The 18,492-nt window shown below is 40.6% G+C and carries 17 protein-coding genes, 1 pseudogene and 1 riboswitch; of the genes and pseudogenes, 1 reads left to right on the plus strand and 17 read right to left on the minus strand.

What is annotated here, in order from left to right; all coding sequences use genetic code 11:
* Positions 1 to 343 (plus strand): annotated as a pseudogene (locus AOQ70_RS19425) (5-methyltetrahydropteroyltriglutamate--homocysteine S-methyltransferase); the annotation flags it as partial.
* Positions 344 to 397: 54 nt separating this feature from the next.
* Here AOQ70_RS19425 and AOQ70_RS16455 read toward each other — a convergent pair.
* From AOQ70_RS16455 to tenA, 17 genes are all read right to left on the minus strand, one after another.
* Positions 398 to 1,816: a glycoside hydrolase family 1 protein gene (locus AOQ70_RS16455; RefSeq protein ID WP_059377415.1), complete on the minus strand. Its 1,419-nt coding sequence runs from the start codon at positions 1,814 to 1,816 to the stop codon at positions 398 to 400.
* On the minus strand, positions 1,788 to 3,695 hold the full coding sequence (locus tag AOQ70_RS16460; RefSeq protein ID WP_059377417.1) for a beta-glucoside-specific PTS transporter subunit IIABC: 1,908 nt from the start codon (positions 3,693 to 3,695) through the stop codon (positions 1,788 to 1,790). The genes AOQ70_RS16455 and AOQ70_RS16460 overlap by 29 nt, the downstream gene beginning before the upstream one ends.
* A 327-nt stretch (positions 3,696 to 4,022) precedes the next feature.
* Entirely contained in the window at positions 4,023 to 4,856 is an 834-nt protein-coding gene (gene licT, locus AOQ70_RS16465; RefSeq protein ID WP_048237864.1) for a BglG family transcription antiterminator LicT, read from the minus strand.
* A 339-nt stretch (positions 4,857 to 5,195) separates the two neighbouring features.
* Positions 5,196 to 5,846: a methionine ABC transporter permease gene (locus tag AOQ70_RS16470; protein ID WP_034738276.1), complete on the minus strand. Its 651-nt coding sequence runs from the start codon at positions 5,844 to 5,846 to the stop codon at positions 5,196 to 5,198.
* A gap of 19 nt (positions 5,847 to 5,865) precedes the next feature.
* Positions 5,866 to 6,888 carry a methionine ABC transporter ATP-binding protein gene (locus AOQ70_RS16475; protein WP_008355587.1) on the minus strand — a complete coding sequence of 341 codons (1,023 nt, stop codon included), beginning with the start codon at positions 6,886 to 6,888 and terminating at the stop codon, positions 5,866 to 5,868.
* 20 nt (positions 6,889 to 6,908) lie between these two features.
* Positions 6,909 to 8,234, minus strand: coding sequence for an LLM class flavin-dependent oxidoreductase (locus tag AOQ70_RS16480; protein ID WP_059377420.1), 1,326 nt, complete (start codon positions 8,232 to 8,234; stop codon positions 6,909 to 6,911).
* Positions 8,231 to 9,094, minus strand: a complete 864-nt coding sequence (locus AOQ70_RS16485) for a MetQ/NlpA family ABC transporter substrate-binding protein (RefSeq protein WP_048237869.1) — start codon at positions 9,092 to 9,094, stop codon at positions 8,231 to 8,233. The genes AOQ70_RS16480 and AOQ70_RS16485 overlap by 4 nt, the downstream gene beginning before the upstream one ends.
* A gap of 17 nt (positions 9,095 to 9,111) precedes the next feature.
* Entirely contained in the window at positions 9,112 to 9,525 is a 414-nt protein-coding gene (locus tag AOQ70_RS16490; protein ID WP_082700874.1) for an OsmC family protein, read from the minus strand.
* Positions 9,526 to 9,548: 23 nt separating this feature from the next.
* Positions 9,549 to 10,394: a MetQ/NlpA family ABC transporter substrate-binding protein gene (locus tag AOQ70_RS16495; protein WP_059377422.1), complete on the minus strand. Its 846-nt coding sequence runs from the start codon at positions 10,392 to 10,394 to the stop codon at positions 9,549 to 9,551.
* Positions 10,395 to 10,409: 15 nt separating this feature from the next.
* Positions 10,410 to 11,438, minus strand: coding sequence for an LLM class flavin-dependent oxidoreductase (locus AOQ70_RS16500; protein WP_059377516.1), 1,029 nt, complete (start codon positions 11,436 to 11,438; stop codon positions 10,410 to 10,412).
* Between the two features lie 79 nt (positions 11,439 to 11,517).
* Entirely contained in the window at positions 11,518 to 12,402 is an 885-nt protein-coding gene (locus AOQ70_RS16505; RefSeq protein WP_059377424.1) for a LysR family transcriptional regulator, read from the minus strand.
* Positions 12,403 to 12,723: 321 nt separating this feature from the next.
* Entirely contained in the window at positions 12,724 to 13,539 is an 816-nt protein-coding gene (locus AOQ70_RS16510; protein ID WP_059377425.1) for a YwqG family protein, read from the minus strand.
* A gap of 168 nt (positions 13,540 to 13,707) precedes the next feature.
* Positions 13,708 to 14,547 carry a methyl-accepting chemotaxis protein gene (locus AOQ70_RS16515; protein WP_039182599.1) on the minus strand — a complete coding sequence of 280 codons (840 nt, stop codon included), beginning with the start codon at positions 14,545 to 14,547 and terminating at the stop codon, positions 13,708 to 13,710.
* Between the two features lie 130 nt (positions 14,548 to 14,677).
* Entirely contained in the window at positions 14,678 to 15,433 is a 756-nt protein-coding gene (locus AOQ70_RS16520) for an energy-coupling factor transporter transmembrane component T family protein (protein WP_059377427.1), read from the minus strand.
* Positions 15,423 to 17,021, minus strand: a complete 1,599-nt coding sequence (locus tag AOQ70_RS16525; protein ID WP_059377430.1) for an ABC transporter ATP-binding protein — start codon at positions 17,019 to 17,021, stop codon at positions 15,423 to 15,425. The genes AOQ70_RS16520 and AOQ70_RS16525 overlap by 11 nt, the downstream gene beginning before the upstream one ends.
* The gene (locus AOQ70_RS16530) at positions 16,996 to 17,595 is read right to left on the minus strand and encodes an ECF transporter S component (RefSeq protein WP_059377433.1); all 600 of its coding nucleotides are present in this window, start codon (positions 17,593 to 17,595) and stop codon (positions 16,996 to 16,998) included. The genes AOQ70_RS16525 and AOQ70_RS16530 overlap by 26 nt, the downstream gene beginning before the upstream one ends.
* Entirely contained in the window at positions 17,592 to 18,278 is a 687-nt protein-coding gene (gene tenA / locus AOQ70_RS16535; protein ID WP_059377435.1) for a thiaminase II, read from the minus strand. The genes AOQ70_RS16530 and tenA overlap by 4 nt, the downstream gene beginning before the upstream one ends.
* An 87-nt stretch (positions 18,279 to 18,365) precedes the next feature.
* Positions 18,366 to 18,469: riboswitch (TPP riboswitch) on the minus strand.
* Positions 18,470 to 18,492: the final 23 nt, after the last annotated feature.

The following is an 18,492-nucleotide window of genomic DNA, read 5'->3' on the forward strand; positions in this document are numbered from 1 at the left end:
TTACGAAGCAGCGGCAGAAACATTTCGCGTAGATCTTGATGGTCTCTTTTTAGAATTCGACGACGATCGTTCTGGCGGATTTGAGCCTCTTCGATATGTGAAGAACCCAAACCTTCAAATCGTACTAGGCCTTGTCACTTCAAAATACGGTGAGCTTGAGCCAGTTGAACAGATTTAAAAACGCATTGAGGAAGCGGCTCAATATGTGGACATTAACCAAATTTGTTTGAGTCCACAATGCGGTTTCGCCTCAACAGAGGAAGGCAACCTGTTAACAGAAGAACAGCAATGGGAAAAGCTGCGTCATGTGATTGAGATTGCTGATCAAGTGTGGACTTCGTAGTTCCTCAAAGGACAAAAAAGACAAACCGCAGTATGAGCGGTTTGTCTTTTTCTTTTATGCATCCAAATGTTCACCATTCGTCGCAATCACTTGTTTATACCAATCGAAGCTTTTCTTTTTCTTTCTATCTAATGTACCGTTTCCTTCATTATCACGGTCGACATAAATGAAGCCGTATCGTTTTTTCATTTCAGCCGTTGATGCGCTGACTAGGTCAATTGGGCCCCAGCTTGTATAACCGATCAGGTCTACTCCGTCTGCGATGGCTTCTCTCGCCTCTAGCAAATGACTTCTGAGGTAATCAATTCGGTAATCGTCTTGAATTGATCCGTCTTCTTCTACTTGATCGACAGCACCCAATCCATTTTCTACGATAAACAATGGTTTTTGATAGCGGTCATACAGTTGATTCAGTGTTGTACGAAGTCCTTTCGGATCAATTTGCCAGCCCCAATCACTTGCTTCTAGATAAGGGTTTTTCACACCTTCAAATAGGTTACCGCCAGTAACTTGTTCAAGGACCTTTGGATCTGTACTCGTCACAAAACTCATATAATAACTGAAGCCAATATAGTCAACTGTATGGTTTCTTAAAATATCTTCGTCCCCGTCTTGGAACTCAATGTTGATGTCATTTTCAAGGAAATAACGTTTCATGTAACCTGGGTAATAGCCTCTTGCCTGTACATCTGAGAAGAACAATGTTTTACGGTCTTGCTCAATTGCAGCAAACATATCCTCTGGTCTTGAGCTGTACGGATATGTGGTCATCGCTGCAATCATACAGCCAATTTTTGCATCTGGAATGATTTCATGTCCTGCTTTAACAGCCAGAGCACTTGCAACAAATTGGTGATGCGCTGCTTGATATTGAATGCTTTTCTCGTCTTCCCCTTCTTCAAATACAAGCCCGCCGCCAGTGAAAGGTGCATGTAACACGACATTGATTTCATTGAAGGTCATCCAATATTTCACTTTATCTTTAAAGCGAGTGAACAATGTTTTAGCGTATGTTTCATAAAGATCCACAAGCTTACGGTTTCTCCATCCACCGTAGTTTTTCACAAGTGCAAGCGGCATTTCATAGTGAGAGATAGTGACAACTGGCTCAATTCCATGCTTATGCAGTTCATCAAAGACTTTTTCATAAAAAGCGAGGCCTGCTTCATTCGGTTCCGCATCGTCGCCATTTGGGAAGATACGCGGCCAAGAAATGGATAGTCTGAAGCACTTGAATCCCATTTCTGCAAAGAGTGCAATATCTTCTTTATAGCGATGGTAGAAATCGATTGCATCATGATATAAGTTAAGGTTTTTCATTGATTCATCGAATGGGTGCATAATACCATTTGGTGATACATCAGCTGTCGATAAGCCTTTTCCGTCTTTATTATAAGCACCTTCAATTTGGTTGCCCGCAACAGCGCCGCCCCATAAGAAACCTTTAGGAAATGTTTTTTCTAACTTGTTCATGTTGAATATCCTCCTCGTTTTCTTCTACACTGACTGTAAGCAGTGTCTCTTTCACTGTAATCGCTCCATCTGTTTTCGCATCAACTTGTGCAAAATCGTTTGTGTTGGTCACAATAACAGGTGTGGTGACATCATAGCCTTCTTGCTGAATGCCCTCGACATCAAATTCAATGAGTACATCTCCTGCTTGAATAAGATCACCTGACTGCACATGACTTGTGAAATACTTTCCGTCAAGTTTTACCGTGTCAATCCCGACATGGATGAGAAGTTCTGTACCTTGTTCACTCTTTAAGCCAATGGCATGTTTTGTGTGGAAAATGGTTTCAACCTTGCCGTTGAACGGTGCTACAACACGCCCAACTGTTGGTACAATGGCTGCACCTTTACCCATGATTTCATTAGAGAATGTTGCATCATTTACTTGATTGAGCGGCTTTAGTTGACCATCTAGCGGGCTTTTTACCACTTCATTTTGAAGTGCTGCTGTGTCTTTCTTTTCTTCTGGTTTGTCTGCTTTTGTATCATCTTTCACTGGTACATCTTTGAATCCTAGAACAAGTGTCATGATCGTTGCTACAACAAATCCGATCACTAAACCGATGATTGAGTAGACAAATGTTGGTCCAATGAATGTTGGGAGACCTGGGAGGCCTGCTGATCCAGATATCACATATGATTTTACTTTAAAGATTGACATGAACACGCCGCCTGCTGCTGCACCAATGAGGGCTGCAAGGAACGGTTTTTTCAATCGCATGTTCACACCATACATAGCAGGTTCAGTAATACCCATTAAGGCTGTGATACTTGTAGACATCGCCAATGATTTGAACGTTTTGTTTTTTGATCTTAAGAAGACACCGAATGCTGCGCCTGCTTGTGCCATATTCGCTACAAACATCATTGGAAGAATGTAGTCAAAACCGTTTAACGTAATGTTGTTGATCATGATTGGAAGCAGTGCATAGTGCATGCCCGTAATGATCAATGGAGACATGAATCCGCCGATTAAGAGTCCGGCCAAAAGACCTGCATGTTTAAACAATAAATCAATTCCACCTGAAAGACCATTTCCGATAATCCCACCAAGCGGTCCAACCGCGATGAGCATAACTGGTACAACGACAAGAAGTGTGACCGTTGGAACAAGGATGATCTTTAATGATTTCGGACTATATTTTTCTGCGAATCTTTCAACATATGAGCCGAGCCAGATGGTGAGCAAAATTGGAATCACCGATGAAGAGTACACAACGGCAACCACTGGCAAGCCTAGAAATTCTGTATTTCCTGCGCCCAGTAAAGCGGTTAACTGCGGGTGCAGTGCTGCTGCGGCAATGGCAGCCGCAATATACTGATTTGTGCCAATTTTTTTGGCTACGCTTACAGCTAGTAGAATCGGTAAGAAGTAAAAGGCTCCGTCTCCGATAGCTGTTAAAATGGCATACGTGCTGCTTTTATCTGATATCCAATGGAACGTGAGCATCAGTGCCAAAATCCCTTTGATCATACCGGCTCCAGCGATAGCCGGAAGAATCGGTGTGAAGACACCAGAGATAAAATCGAAAAGCTTTGATATCACATTTTGCTTTGACGCTTCTTCTGTATCGCTTGACTTTACATCAGCTGATAGACCTGAGTCAGCAATCATCGCTTGATAGACATTTGAGACATCATTGCCAATAATGACATGATATTGACCTCCGCTTTGATTCACGCCCATGACGCCGTCTGTTGATTGCAGCTTCTCTTTATCCGCCTTGCTTTCATCGTATAAGTTGAAGCGAAGTCTTGTCATACAATGCGTAACTTGCTTAACATTCTTTTCACCGCCGACAAGTTCTAGCACTTCTTTTGCTGTTTGTTTGTGGTTCATTGTATTACCCTCCAATCGTTGATTTCATCTTGATATAGAAAAAACCTAAACATCCATTAATGTCCGAGAAATAGCGATTCAGACATTAATCGATATTTAGGTTTTGCCTGCTTAACCAGTAACAATCCTTCATAGCGATTGATCGTTATTTAATTTTTATAAGTCTTTAGATATAAAAAAACCTAAATCATGCCTTATCAAAGATAGGGACAATGATTTAGGTTTTGCCTGCTTGACCAGTAACAATCCTAAAAGATTGTGGGTTATTTAGTTTATAGTTATAAATTATCATGTTAATTTTGTGATGTCAACGCTTTCTTTTTGAATTTATTTTCTTTTTATTACTCTGTCTATATGCAAAGTTAAATATAGCATTTCATCTTCTATGAGACTTCGGTTGTATTCTTTTTGAACATAATCGTTAATTTTTTCTGCGCACTGAAAAGCGGCGGTGTTTTTCTCTTTTACCACTTCATACAGAAACTCATTTTGATTTTCCATTTGTGTTTCGTTAAACAGACGCTGACCAAAAAACTTCAAATGCGTCACAAAACGGAAATAATTTAATGATTCCTCGTCCAAATCAATTTGAAAGTGATACTTAACAATGTTTAAAATGTCTTGAATGAGCTTGGTGATTTGAATAACGTTTGGCATTTCCTCATTGAGCTCTGCATTGACAATATGCATGGCAATAAAGCCGGCTTCATCCTCAGGAAGATGGATGCTCAGCTTGTCCTCAATGATCCGAATGGCTTCTAAACCGCATATAAACTCATCTTTATACAGCCGTTTGATTTCCCAGAGCAAGGCATTTTTGATGTCCATTCCTTTTTGATGACGTTCAATGGCAAAGGTGATATGATCCGTCAGCGTCACATAGATGCTGTCATTTAAATTTTTGTTAAGGGTTGTTCTCGCATGCTCAATAATCGCCTCACACACTTGCATATACTCGATTGGAATATCATAAAGCAGGGTTTTGAATTTTTCTGATATATCTTTATTTTGAATTGAAAATACTTTTTCGATACGTTCTTCGTCAATTGGGTCTCCGCTTTTCTTTTGAAAAGCGATTCCTCTGCCCATAATGACCAGCTCGTGCTGCTCGTCATCATACGCACTGACAACATTATTATTAATTACTTTCGAAATAATCAATTGATACCCCCCAGTACATTCCGCTTTTTCGAGCATTTTATCTTTGATTGATATGTCATGTTATTATTATTTTCAAAAAAGAGGACTTTAAGATGATTTTACATTTTTTTTTGATCCGGTCAACTAGTAAGAATGACATATTACCTCTCAGAAATGACGAAATAGGGGCAAAAAAGTCTAAAAACATATGAAAAAACAACAAAGTGCTAAAATAAATGACATTTTAGCACTTTGTTTAACTTTATAAAATACAAAGGTGTTCATTTTTTGAAGTTTAGAAAAAACACTCACGAGTTGAATGACATCCTTTCTCTTTCATACATAAATCTTTCCAAACTGTTAACGCCTTCTAATTTTTTTGGATGTGATGTTACCAGCGGATTGAATGACCTGTACAATCACAACCAGTACGAAAACAGTGACCACCATGGTGGCTGTATCAAAGCGCTGATACCCATACGTCAATGCCAAATCACCAACTCCGCCTGCTCCAACTGCACCTGCCATTGCAGATGCTCCTACCAAACCAATTGTAGCTGTTGTAAATGTAAGCACAAGTGAGCTGAGACCTTCAGGCAATAAAAATCGATAAATGATTTGCCAAATTGTCGCTCCCATCGCTTCTGCCGCTTCAATTATCCCCTTATCTACCTCAAGAAGTGAGTTTTCAACAAGTCGTGCGATATACGGTGCGGCGTAAACAACGAGCGGTACAATTGCTGCAGTCGTTCCTATCGCTGTTCCAACGACGAGTCGAGTAAATGGAATAAGTGCAACAAGTAAAATAATAAACGGGATCGAGCGTAAAATGTTAATGACAGAATTCAACAGATGAAAAATGGCCGACTGCTCCCAAATGTGTCCCTTTCTTGTGATCACCAGAATAATTCCAAGCGGCAGCCCAATAATGATAGAAAATAAAAGGGATAAAGTGACCATATATAACGTTTGACCAAATCCGGTTAAAAGTTGATCTAGCGATACTTCCATTCCAAAAAGCTGCGTTGTACTAGTCAAGACCTGCTACCTCCTGCACATTGATCTTCTCCTGTTGAATATAAGAAAAAGCTTTTTCAATTTCGGTTTGTTCACCTGTCACTTCAACAATCATATTGCCAAAAGGGGTATCTTGAATTTCTGAAATATTGGCCGACAAGACATTGACATCAATATCATATTTCTTTGCAATTGTGGATAGAAGCGGTTTGCTGGAACTATGACCAATAAAGTTCATTTTCCACACCGTTTTTTGACCATTTTTTAATTCTTCAATTATGCTATTTGGCAAATGCTCATGGATAACCGTTCTGACAAAACGTCTTGCAATATCAGTTTGCGGATGAGAAAAAATCTCATACACTGAACCTTTTTCAACGATTTGACCGTTTTCCATGACAGCTACTTTTGTACATATATCTCGAATGACAGACATTTCATGTGTGATTAACAGAATCGTAATATCATATGCTTGATTAATTTTTTTAAGCAGGTCTAAGATTGCAGACGTCGTATCAGGATCAAGTGCAGATGTCGCTTCATCACATAGAAGAATGGACGGATTCGTTGCCAGTGCACGTGCAATTCCGACACGCTGCTTTTGTCCCCCTGATAGCTGCTCTGGATAATTGTTCGCCTTTGATTCAAGACCTACGAATGATAAAAGTTCGTCTACTCTTTCTTTGATTTTCCGCTTTGAGCTTCCGCTTAATAAAAGTGGCAAGGCCACATTATCAAACACTGTCTTCGATTGAAGTAAATGAAAATGCTGAAAAATCATGCCGATGTCTTTTTTCTCTTTCCTTAAGCTCGCTTTAGACAGTGAGGTCAATATTTTTCCATTCACCTTTACCTCTCCTGATGTCGGCCGTTCTAGTAAGTTCACGAGTCTTAATAGCGTGCTTTTTCCTGCCCCGCTATATCCAACCACACCGAATATATCGCCTTTTTCGATGGTCAGATTGATGTTGGACAAGGCTTCGATGTTTTGCTGTCCACTCTGATATACTTTCTGTACATCTTTAAATTCAATCATAGGCCGGACCTCTCTTTACTTTATTGATATCGATTAACAGGTACACGAAGCCCCAAATGATCCCGAAGCGTGTGCCCTTTGTAATCGGTACGGAATAATTTTCTTTCCTGAAGAATAGGAACAACGAGCTCGACAAAGTCTTTTAATATATCTGGGAGAACAGCAGGAATTAGCATAAATCCATCTGCTGCTCCTGCATCCACCCATTTCTCCATTTCATCTGCTATTTGTTCTGGTGTACCAATCCAATGATCATGTGATGCTGCATTGCTCACCTTGGCATAAAGCTCACCAACTGTTGGGTTTTGTTCATGGATGATACGCATGATCGTTTCAAAATCACTTTGAATACTATCTACATTCTTCCACGCCACCTCTTTTGCAGGCGTGTCTAGAGGATAAGCCGTTAAATCGACATTTCCAACATAACCAGATAAGAACTTTAGTGCCTGCTCAGGCAAGAGCGCTTCGTCAAGCTGACGCTTTTTTTCCTGTGCTTCTTTTTTTGTTCTTCCGATAACCGGTGATATTCCTTGTAAAATATGAAGTTCATTCGGTCTTCTTCCGAATTGAGGCAGCCGTTCTTTCAATTCTTTATAAAACGCTTGAGCAGATTGCAAATCTTTCTTATGACTAAATACCACTTCCGCTGTGCGTGCGGCAAATTGTTGTCCTGGTTCAGAAGAGCCCGCCTGAAAGATGACGGGCTGCCCTTGCGGTGTTCTTCCTATATTTAAAGGACCTCGAACTTGAAAGTATGTACCTTTATGATGAATCGGATGAACTTTTTGTTCATCGTAAAATCGCCCTGTCTCCTTATCTCGAATAAAAGCATCTTCTTCCCAGGAATCCCATAACCCTTGCACGACATCGATGAATTCCTCTGCCATTTGGTAGCGGTCATCATGTTTGACATGTGACGTTCGTCCAAAGTTTTGTGCAGTTCGTCCCGTTGCATCTGCTGTGGTGACGACATTCCACCCAGCACGTCCTCCAGTCGCATGATCAATAGATGCGAATTGTCTTGCAAGCACATATGGCTCACTATAGGTTGTCGAAGCAGTAGCTACAACGCCAATCCGATTTGTAGCAGCGCCCAGCGCCGTAATGAGAATCGCTGGATCAAATCGATTAAGAATATGAGGATGAGAATTTTCATCTATTGCAAGGCTGTCTGCAATAAATACCGCATCAAGTTTTCCTTCCTCTGCTTTCTGAGCCATTTTTTGATAAAAATTCACATCAATGCTTGCATCTGCTTGTACATGCGGGAGTCTCCATGAGCCAAGATGCATACCAGATCCAACGAGATATACGGCTAATTTCATCTCTTTGGTCATGCTCACGCCCCCTCTTTTTGTATAGCTTTGTCATATTCCTTTAGTAATTGATCAATCGGTGTGGTGACTGGCAAAAAATTTCCTTCGTAGTGCTTCTTAATATAATCCGTAACTTTTTTAGAATGTAAAATCTCTGTGATTGTATCAAGCTCTTTCCTTTTCTTCTTTTGGACATCCTTTGTCACAGCAACTATATTCACGTACGGAGCTTCTTTTTTACTTTCATGATATAAAGAACTCGTCAATTTATAACCTGCTTCAAGGGCGACTCCATTATTGATCACCGCTGCATCCACATCATCTAAAAGACGGGGCAGATTTGCCGCTTGAGCAGGAACAATGTCTAAGTTGTATGGATTTTCTAAAATTTTATCCTCTCCCCCTTGTCCATTAAAATCATCCTTTAGCTTGATTAAACCAGCATTTTGCAATAAAACGAGGGCACGAGGCCAGTTGCTATCATCATTTGGAATCGCAATTTTATCGCCCTTTTTAATATCTTTTAAGCTCTTTCTTGTTTTAGAGTAAATACCGAGAGGCGCTGCAATGGTAGCAATATCCGCTACCAGTTCGCTCTTTCTTGTTTTATTCCAGCTTGCTAAATAGGCAAGATGCTGAAAGGAGTTCGCATCTATTTCGCCATCTTCTGTTAATTGATTGAGATCAACGCCACCAGTAAATGTTTTTAACTCTAAAGTAAGGCCTTTCTTTTTCGCCTCTTCCTTTACAACCTTCCAAAAATCAAGGGTTGCCTCAGTGGTTCCTAAAGTCAGCGTTTGTTTTTCATTCGACGCATTTGTTTGTCCGCAAGCGGTAACAAGGAGGCTCAGTATGAAAATAAAAGCGAGTATATTGATTTTTCTCATGTAGATTCATCCCCTCTTTATGAACTAACGGCTTTTGTTTGATTTGTCACGTCCTCAAATGTAATATCAATGGCATTCACGAGTGAACGTCTAATGGTGCAGCCTCTTTCAGCAGATGTAATGACCTTTTGACGAACCTCTTCACTTAATTCTTTAGGCAGCTTGATTGACAGGTGTATTTTTTCTACTCTGGATGGTCCCTCCACAGCTTTTTGCGCTTGGACAGCCACGTTGAAATTTTCCTCTGTGATCGGAGTCCCTTCCCTTTCTAATAACACTCGTAAATTGAGCGATGTGCAGTATCCAAGTGAAGCGCCTAATAATTCAAGTGGTGTTAAGCCCTCTGTTCCAATGGTGCGACTGCCTTTTACCTGTTTGCCACTTTCGTTATAAATCGAAAATTCTTCTCCATCTAATTTAATATTTGTCATTGCATTCATCCCCTATATTCGTTTTAGTTCGTGATTTCACTGACTGGTTTATCGACAGGAATTTTCGTTCCGCCAAATTCCTTTTTGACATAGTTCTGAACTTCTTTTGAATGATAAACCTCTGCTAGTTTTTTTAACGTTTTGTTGTCTTTGTTTTTTTCTTGTGTCACAAGCAGGTTGATATTCGCCTTCGTATCTTGATTTACTTCTTCGTGATATAGCGAGTCTTTAATGGCGTTTAGACCGGCATCAAGTGCAACACTGTTTCCAATTAGCGCAGCGTCTACATCCGGGAGCACTCGTGCCGTAGCTGTACCATCTGTTTCAACAAATTGCAGCTTTTTCGGATTGTCATCAATGTCCTTCAAGGTGCTAAAAGAGTTGAAATCGGACTTTAGCTTGATGAGACCAGCCTTTTCTAGCACTCTGAGTCCTCTTGCAGTATTCGCTGTATCATTTGGAATCGCCACTTTCGCACCGTTTGGAATGTCCTCAAGTTTTTGATATTTGTCAGAGTAAAGCCCCATTGGTTCAAGATACGTTGTGGCGATGGCGACAAGCTTTGCCTTCTTTTTCTTCACGTAATCTTGGAAATAGGATAGTGATTGGAAGGCATTCACATCTACTTGACCATCATTTGTGGCTTCATTGATTTGCACGCCGTCATTAAATTCTTTGACTTCAATATTCAAACCTGCTTTTTTTGCCTCATCTGATTTCGCAATAAACTGCCAAACTTGGGCGTCTGATCCTTGTGATGCAATCACAATTTTATCCTGATTTCCTTTGCTGCTTGACTGTTGACCACCGCATGCGGCTAGGACTGTCACTATCATTGCTAGTAAAATAAACACACTATTTTTTCTCATTGTCATCTTCTCCTTTTATGCCAATGTCTCTGCGTGATCGTGATGAAAGGCATCCTTTAAAAGAACAAGAGACCTTTTTCGTTTTTCCGCATCATCAATTGGTGTCAAAATGATAAATTCATCAATTCCCAGCTTCTTCTGCAAAGCAAGTAGCTCCTCTCGAACTAACGCTTGTGTGCCGAAAATGATCTTTCGCTCTTGTTTTTTAATCTCATAGGGTTCTCCGCTTTGATTTCCAAATTCTCTTGCATTTTCTTCGCTTGCTAGGGTAAATGTTTTTCCACTCTTTAAGTGGACTTTGACAATTTCGTCATTTGAAATAAGGCTTTTCGCTTCTTCATTGGTTTCAGCTGTGATAACAGGCAATGCGAGAATGAATGCCGGCTTCTTCTGTACATGTGGATCTACGTTCTGTTGAAATGCTTCGATTGCTCCCTCTAGTTCCTGTTCATCACTATTGATAAATTGGGCAAAGACAAAGGAAACGCCTAGTTTAGCAGCAAGCTCAGCACTCCCCTTACTTGTACCAAGCAAAATAAGATCAGCAGGTACCGGCGGGAGCGGATAGGCTCTAATCTCATCCCCTTTTTCATCCGTATGTTTTTGGTTATGAAGCCACAGGGCCAGCTCTTTGATTTTTTCTGTGAACGGATAATGATCCTGTAATACACCTTTTTGTAAGGTAGCAGTTGAGACAGGCAGTCCACCAGGTGATTTCCCTACACCGAGATCCACTCTTCCTGGTGCAAGGCTGGCTAGTACATTGAAGTTCTCCGCAACTTTATATGGGCTATAGTGCTGTAGCATCACTCCACCAGATCCGATTTTGATTTGTTTTGTTTGAGCGAGCAGATATGAAATGAGCACCTCCGGCGAAGATCCTGCACGCTCTTTCATATTGTGGTGTTCCGCTACCCAAAACCGATGGAATCCTTTTTCATCTGCCATCTTTGCTAGTTCGACGGTATGCTGCAAAGCTTCTTGAGCGGTCTCATTTTGATGGACAGTACTTTGATCAAGAACGCTTAATTTTAGTGACGACATCATTAATCACCTCATCTATGGTTGTCAAAACTGATTATCACTATAAAAATAGTATGATTTATATGTAGACAAATCTCATTTATGCAAGCATTAGGCTCCTATTGAATTGTTGATAAATCGTTTTGACACGATCAGTAAAAACAGATTTTGTGCCTTTTAATGAAACAAGACTGATTTGATGACTCACGCTTAGCATGTTCAATTTCTTTTTCATCAACGTGCCTTCTCTCAGCTCTTTCATCACACTCAATTCAGGTAAAAAACCGACTTTTCCATGTCTAATTAGTTCTTTAGCTACCTCAAGATTGTCTGTGTGAAAACCAATATTAGGCGTCTGTGGAAGTGCTTCAAATATTTTATGAATCATTGCCCAATCAAATGAGCCACATTGATAAAAGACAATGGGATGATGGCTAATATCCTCAATCGTTGGCTTCTCATTCGACAATAATTCATGATCTGGTGGAACAATCAAGTGAATTTGATTGTCTAACAGTTTAAAAGAATCCACTCCTGGATGGGAAGTATGCTTCATTAATCCAAATTCCACCTGTTGATTTAAAATCGCTTCGAGCATCGAATCATTCGTTGTCGTCATCGTTTTAAATGTCACATTTGGGTAGCATTTGCTCAAATACGGTAATAGATACGGTAAATAATATTGTGCCATTAATAAATTGGAACCAATCGTGACTTGATCTTTTTCGTTCGGCACATGTAATTGTTTTTTTCCATTTTGATAACTTTTTAAAATCTCCTCGGCATATGGTAAGAAATTCTTTCCCTGTTCAGTGAGGTGAAACTGTTTCCCTTTTCTCATGAACAATTTTATATTGAGTTCGCGCTCTAAAGACTGAATTCTTGCAGAGACAGAAGGCTGTGACAAAAACAGTGCGTCTGCTGCTTTTCTAAAACTCTCAAAATGATTAACATAAACAAATGCCTCTAAGTGGTCAATGTTCATGGCGCACCTTCTTTGTAAATTAATGTTTCACATTCTATCACACAGATATTAATCAGACAATTCAGATATTTAAAATATAAATGAATAAAATTCTAATTTGACTTATCATGTAAATTAAAACACAGTAAATTTGTATGTTTAATTTATATTAATATTATACTTCAATTTTTTCACGGTCAATTTGATTTCATTCGAATACTTTTATAGGTTAATAGATATTTTCTATCAATAATCGTTAGAGCTTTGACCACAAAAAAACCTCCATCTGAGATGGAGGTGCATACCGTAGGCAAATCTTCTATAAAGAGTGTTTTTACAAAATCAAGAACAGTCCCAATTATAGACGACATTCTCGAAATTTTTTCGTTTGAGGTCTTCTGGTTTGATAAAAAAGTTGGCGATTCCGCAATCTCCCCACAACATATCTACTTCATCATCTGAGTCAATTTGCAATAACAGAACGGTATGTTCTTGATCTTCATAAGTACGCGGATCTTCTTGTGTAAACCCTGGATACCCGCCCAATTTGTGACCAAAGCCACTCTCTGTTTCATAGAATTCATCCAACAGGGTATCTGCTTCATCACCATTAACACCATCTGCATCTTCAAATAGGTTCCAGCTGTTCTTTCCTGTGACTTTTTCAAAACGGAAATCTCCTACACTGATCGTTTCGCTTGCTAATTCACCTGTAATTGCGCCTTCCTTCGTAACAGGAAAATAAAAATCGTCTGGAATTTTCACAAAAGAAAAATCGGTCAATAACTCTTCTTCTGCTAAGAAAGGTTCTTCAATAAATTTGATCCGGAAATCTTTTTGTTCTGTTTTATGGTCAATATTCATTCCATAAAGATCATCATGCACAGAAATAAAGACTTGCAAAAGTCCTGTTTCTGGATAATCTTTCAGCTTCGGAAGCTGGCCGAAATTAATTTGTGCCAAAAGTTTCATAGGATGCCCTTCGCCGTCAACTGGATATTCGTCGCTCTTTGGGAAGTAAGGATCTCCTGCTATTTTGCTGTCGTATAGTCCTGTTTTTCCGTGTTTCATCTGTAATTGAATCATTGGTTTTTCAGTTTCTTCTAACAACGGACGGTAGGGTGCAAGTATTTCTTTCAGCTTCGCTGATTGTGTCACGATGATCTTCCTCCTTATGAATAGGTCTAATCACAAAACTAGTCTCTCTTTTTCTATCATACAGAAGTGTACCCTGCCTGTCAGCGATAAAACGGTCATGATCCTAACAAGTTTCTCACCTTGAAATGATAAAAAAACCTCCGATTCAGCTGGAGGTTTTGTCATTCTTTATTTTACTTGATAGTTCACTAAGTCGTTTGCCAATGATTTCATTGTTTCGTTTGTTTCATGAAGGCCTTCAATAATTTTTGTAAAAGTGCCAACAAGTTCTGCCTGATGCTCAGAGGAAGCGACAATTTGCGCAATTTCTTCTTCCATTCCTTTGATCGATCCCTGCACATCTTTTAGGGCTGTTTCAATATCAGTTGTCGCCTGTTTCGCGTGAGTTGACAGCTTTCTCACTTCTGTTGCGACCACTCCAAAGCCTGCTCCTGCTTCTCCCACTCTTGCAGCTTCTATTGATGCGTTAAGTCCAAGTAAGTTCGTTTGATCAGAGATACCTTTAATGAGATTAGACACTTGATTGATTTTAGAGGAATTTTCGACAGTGGTTTTCGTATTTTGTAGAATTTGTTCACTTGTCGCTTGTAGTTCCTCTGAATGTGCGGCAACCTGCTGTACCATTGCGACTAGTTTTTCGGAAGCCTCGTTGCTCTCCGTCATGATGTGCTCTAATCGTTGTTGATTCGTTTGGTCATAGGCCACACAGAAGGCAGCAACCACTTGACCTGATTCATCAGTAATTGGAACGGCTACGATATCCATTGGAATCCCGTATACTTCTTTCGGAATTTGGATAAACGATGGTTCTCTCCCATTTTTCAGCATCGCAAAGTTTTGGAATCCAGGATCTACTGTATCACCAGCTTTAAATCCTAAATCAATATTCCCATGTTGCTGATAATAAAGAACCTTCTCTTTCCCTAAAACAGAAAAAGTTAGCTGTTCTCTCATAGCAAGTCCAATGATTGGTAAAGCGTCTATTATGTTATCAATTCTCTGTGACATTCGCTTACGTTCATCCTCTCTTTTTCTCAGTACACCTTCTTTATCGGTTCGTTATATGATCTATTACAGCCTGTAATGTGTACTAATATCAATCAAATGACCTAAGGCATATAAAAAGCCCACATTCTATCTAGTGAATGTGGGTGTTTTTTAAAAAAAGTAAAATGCACATAAAGACACTGATACCGATGAGAAAAAGATACATGTAGTCAATCCATGAGGTGCTGATGATATGATAATACGTTCGCTCTCTCGTCCCTGTGAAGCCCCTGGCTTCCATTGCAATCGCTAAACGCTCTGATTTTCGTACGCCCTGCGTAAAAAGGGGTAATGCATAACGCATAAAGGCCTTCCAGCTGTTTTTTTGCTTGTAGCCTCTGATTTTATGTGCAGCTTTCATTTGTTTTAATTCATTTTGAAATAACGGAATAAACCGGAAGCCGGCAAGCATTCCATACGCCCATTTTGGGGACATTCGGCATTGATGAATCAAACTCATCATAAATGCCGTCAAATCTGTTGTGGACGTAAAAAGGAGGCCAAATGTTACAAATCCAAGCATTCTGAAAGCGATGGTGAGACCATTTCTTAAGCTCTCCTCTGTGATATGAAACCACGCCCACTTCCAAACGGTATGATCCCCCTTGCCGAAGGCCGCCATCATCCAGAACACGAGAATAAAAAAGAGCAGATAAGGGACAAGCCTTGTAACGAGATACTTCATATTCCATCCGCCTAAAACAACTCCAATGCCAAGAGCAAACAGCCAAATGATAAAGGTAGTTTTAGGGTCAGAAATCGCCATGAGACAGCACATCGCAAGTAGATGAGCGAGTAATTTCATGACTGGATTTACAGTGGAGAGAAAGGAGTGATTACTTTGCAATCGTCAGCACGTCCTTTCTTTCAGCCACATAGCGATAATGTAAAGGTGCTCTCAGCTGATAAGCATCGACAAGTTCCTGATTTGAAAATAAATCATAAGGGGTGCCATCATACACATGCTTCCCTTGATGAAAAAGAAGCACTTGGTCGGCACATTCATCGACAAGCTCCATATCATGTGTAACCATCACAATGGTCGTGCCTTGGCGCTGACGCTCTTTCAAACGCCTCATTAATTCCTTCGCCGTTTTTTCATCCTGCCCGAAAGTCGGTTCATCTAACAGCAATACATCTTGATCAAAAAGAAGCATCGTGGCAACACTCAATCTTCTTTTTTGCCCTAAACTTAAGGTGAAGGGATGTGCATTTGCATGCTTCTCTAAACCGAACTCTTTCAGCAGCTGAACCGTTTTTTCTTGTACGACTGATTCTGGCCAGTTTCGCTGTCTGCCGCCAAAGGCGATTTCATCGAATACTGTGTCTTGTATAAATTGAAGCTCCGGATTTTGAAACACAAAGCCTGCTTTTTCATAGAGTAGTCGGTCAGACCATTTTTTAAGGTCTGTTTCTTTTAAGTAAATATGACCTTTTTTAGCTGGCTCTAAGCGGATCAAATGTTTGAGAAACGTACTTTTTCCGCTCCCATTTTCTCCAATAATCGCCACCCAATCTCCTGCTTTGATATCAAGCTGAAGGTTACTCATAATCCTTTTTTTCCCGTAGCTTAATTGAAGATTTTCTGTACGAATCATTGTCTCTCGTTCGATTGACGGCACTTTTTCATGCTGCGCTTTTCTTGCTTCATAGGTTTGCATAAAGGTTTGACTCAGTGGATGAAATGGATCTTGAATAATCGTGGACCATTTCTCGGGAAATAATTTTGGCCGCCAAATTCCTGCCTCTTTCATTTCTTCCTCATATGTCACGAGCACATCTTTTGGAGCTCCATCTGCTAAAATGCTGCCTTGATCATCTAATAAAATCACCCGATCCATCCATTCGATGACTCCGTCAAGCACATGCTCTACAAAAATCATGGTTTGCTGCTGATCGGCTGCAAGCTGCTGCAGCAGTTGAAATATGTCCATTCTACCTGCCGGGTCAAGCTGTGCGGTTGGTTCATCAAAGAATAGAACATCCGGCTGTAATGCTAGTAAACAAGCAAGTGCCAATCGCTGCTTCATGCCGCCAGATAAAGTGTGAATCTCTGTATGCGGATCGACATTCAGTTGGACTTTTTGCATGAGCTGCTGAATGATGTCATCCATCTCTTCACGTGGGACGGAACGATTCTCTAAGCTAAAGGCAATTTCTTCATTGACGCGGTGCATACAAAACTGAGAGTCTGGATCTTGAAACATGACGCCTGTATGTCTTTGTAACACCACTTCGCCCTGCATGTCAGCTTCCACATGCTCTGGAATGATTCCAGCCAGAACCGAAATGAGCGTGGATTTCCCGCTTCCGCTCGGTCCTAAAATAAGCACCTTTTCCCCTTTTTGAATCGTAAGAGAGATTTGATGCAAAACTGGCTTAGGCTGTTCATAAAAACGGACAGTCAGATCATTGCACGCGAGAAATGAATTCATGCTGTTCACCTTTATTTCGTTTTTCTTTCATGATGGCATATTGATTGAGTACACCAGTTTTGGATAGTGCCTCCACCACCACTTTCGCAAGGCATCCGCCAAGTATCATTCCACTAATGATTTGAGTCACAAGCGTCATAAGTAAAACTTGAGGCGTATAATATCCGAAGCCATTTGCCACGAGACTGTACGCCATCGCTCCGATAGCGGCAAAGGCACCAGACAGCATCAGTGTCCACATGCGGTATCGTTTATACCCAAAAAGAGCGAAGGCGATTTCTGCCCCAAGCCCTTGGCATACACCAATCAGCAGAGCTGAAAGTCCGAAGTGGCTGCCTGTCAATAATTCCACAGCCGCGGCAGCTGTTTCCGCAATCAGGGCAGCCCCCGGCTTTTGAATGATATACGCAACGATTGGACTGGCAATGACCCATATTCCAAACATGATATTGCCTCCTGCTGGGCCAACAAGTGCTGTAATCGGTAAGTAAAGTGTGGACCATCCTAAATAGATCACACCGCACGCAACGGATAAAATCACGGCAAGGACGACTTCTTTCATCTTCCATGTCATGATGAATGCACCTCCAGTTGAACTGGCCACTCTTCAACAGTAAAGGCCATTTCCCAAAACTTGTACTCGAGCTGGCAGCTTAAGATAAAATGCTGTTTCATTTTTTCCTTTTCCTTCTCACTTGCTGCTTCTGCCAATTGATCGAGCCGTTTGCAAAGCTCACCTGTGACAGAATCGGTTAACCCTCCATAAAACGTGATCCATTCATAAAACGGATGTGACAGGTCTGGCTGCACATCTGTGAGCATTCGTTTCCCTATTTCCCAATATGTCCAAGGACATGGAAGCAGGACAGCGATGATTTCACCAAGCGTACCTTCCTGTGCGACTTGCAGCATGTGATGAATATAGTGATGAGCACTCGGAGCCAAAGAAGCACCTTGGAGCTCATCATACGCTACTCCTGCCACTCGGCAAAGGTTTTGATGAGGGTGCGTTTCACTATCTAGTACAAACGCAATCTGCTGATGAAAAAACGCAATATCCTCTCTGTCTGTACATCTGCTGAGCGCTGCTGCATAAATTTTAATGAATGCTTGTAAGTATTCTGCATCCTGTTTGACATAATGAATGATCTGTTCCTTTTCCAGCTTTCCTGCTGCCAGGCCTCTAACGAACGGATGCTGATAAATGGCTTCAAATAACGGTTCTGCTTCTTTCCTTAATTGCGTAGAAAATGTCATAAAAAAAGCCTCCTCTTCTTCAGTTGAATAAATGAAAAAGCCACCCCAAATGGAGCGGCCTTCTTATCGATTCAATCATGAATAAGACAAGGTCCAGCTCCACTTCCCTCCGCTAGTACGAACTAGATCAGGTTCAAAGGGTCCAAGATTTTCTCTTGTCTCAGTCATACATGACTCCCCTAGTGGACTTTTGTCATTTAATTATCTTTACTCT

The sequence above is a fragment of the Bacillus sp. AM 13(2015) genome, assembly GCF_001518755.1.
Lineage (GTDB): Bacteria > Bacillota > Bacilli > Bacillales > Bacillaceae > Bacillus > Bacillus safensis.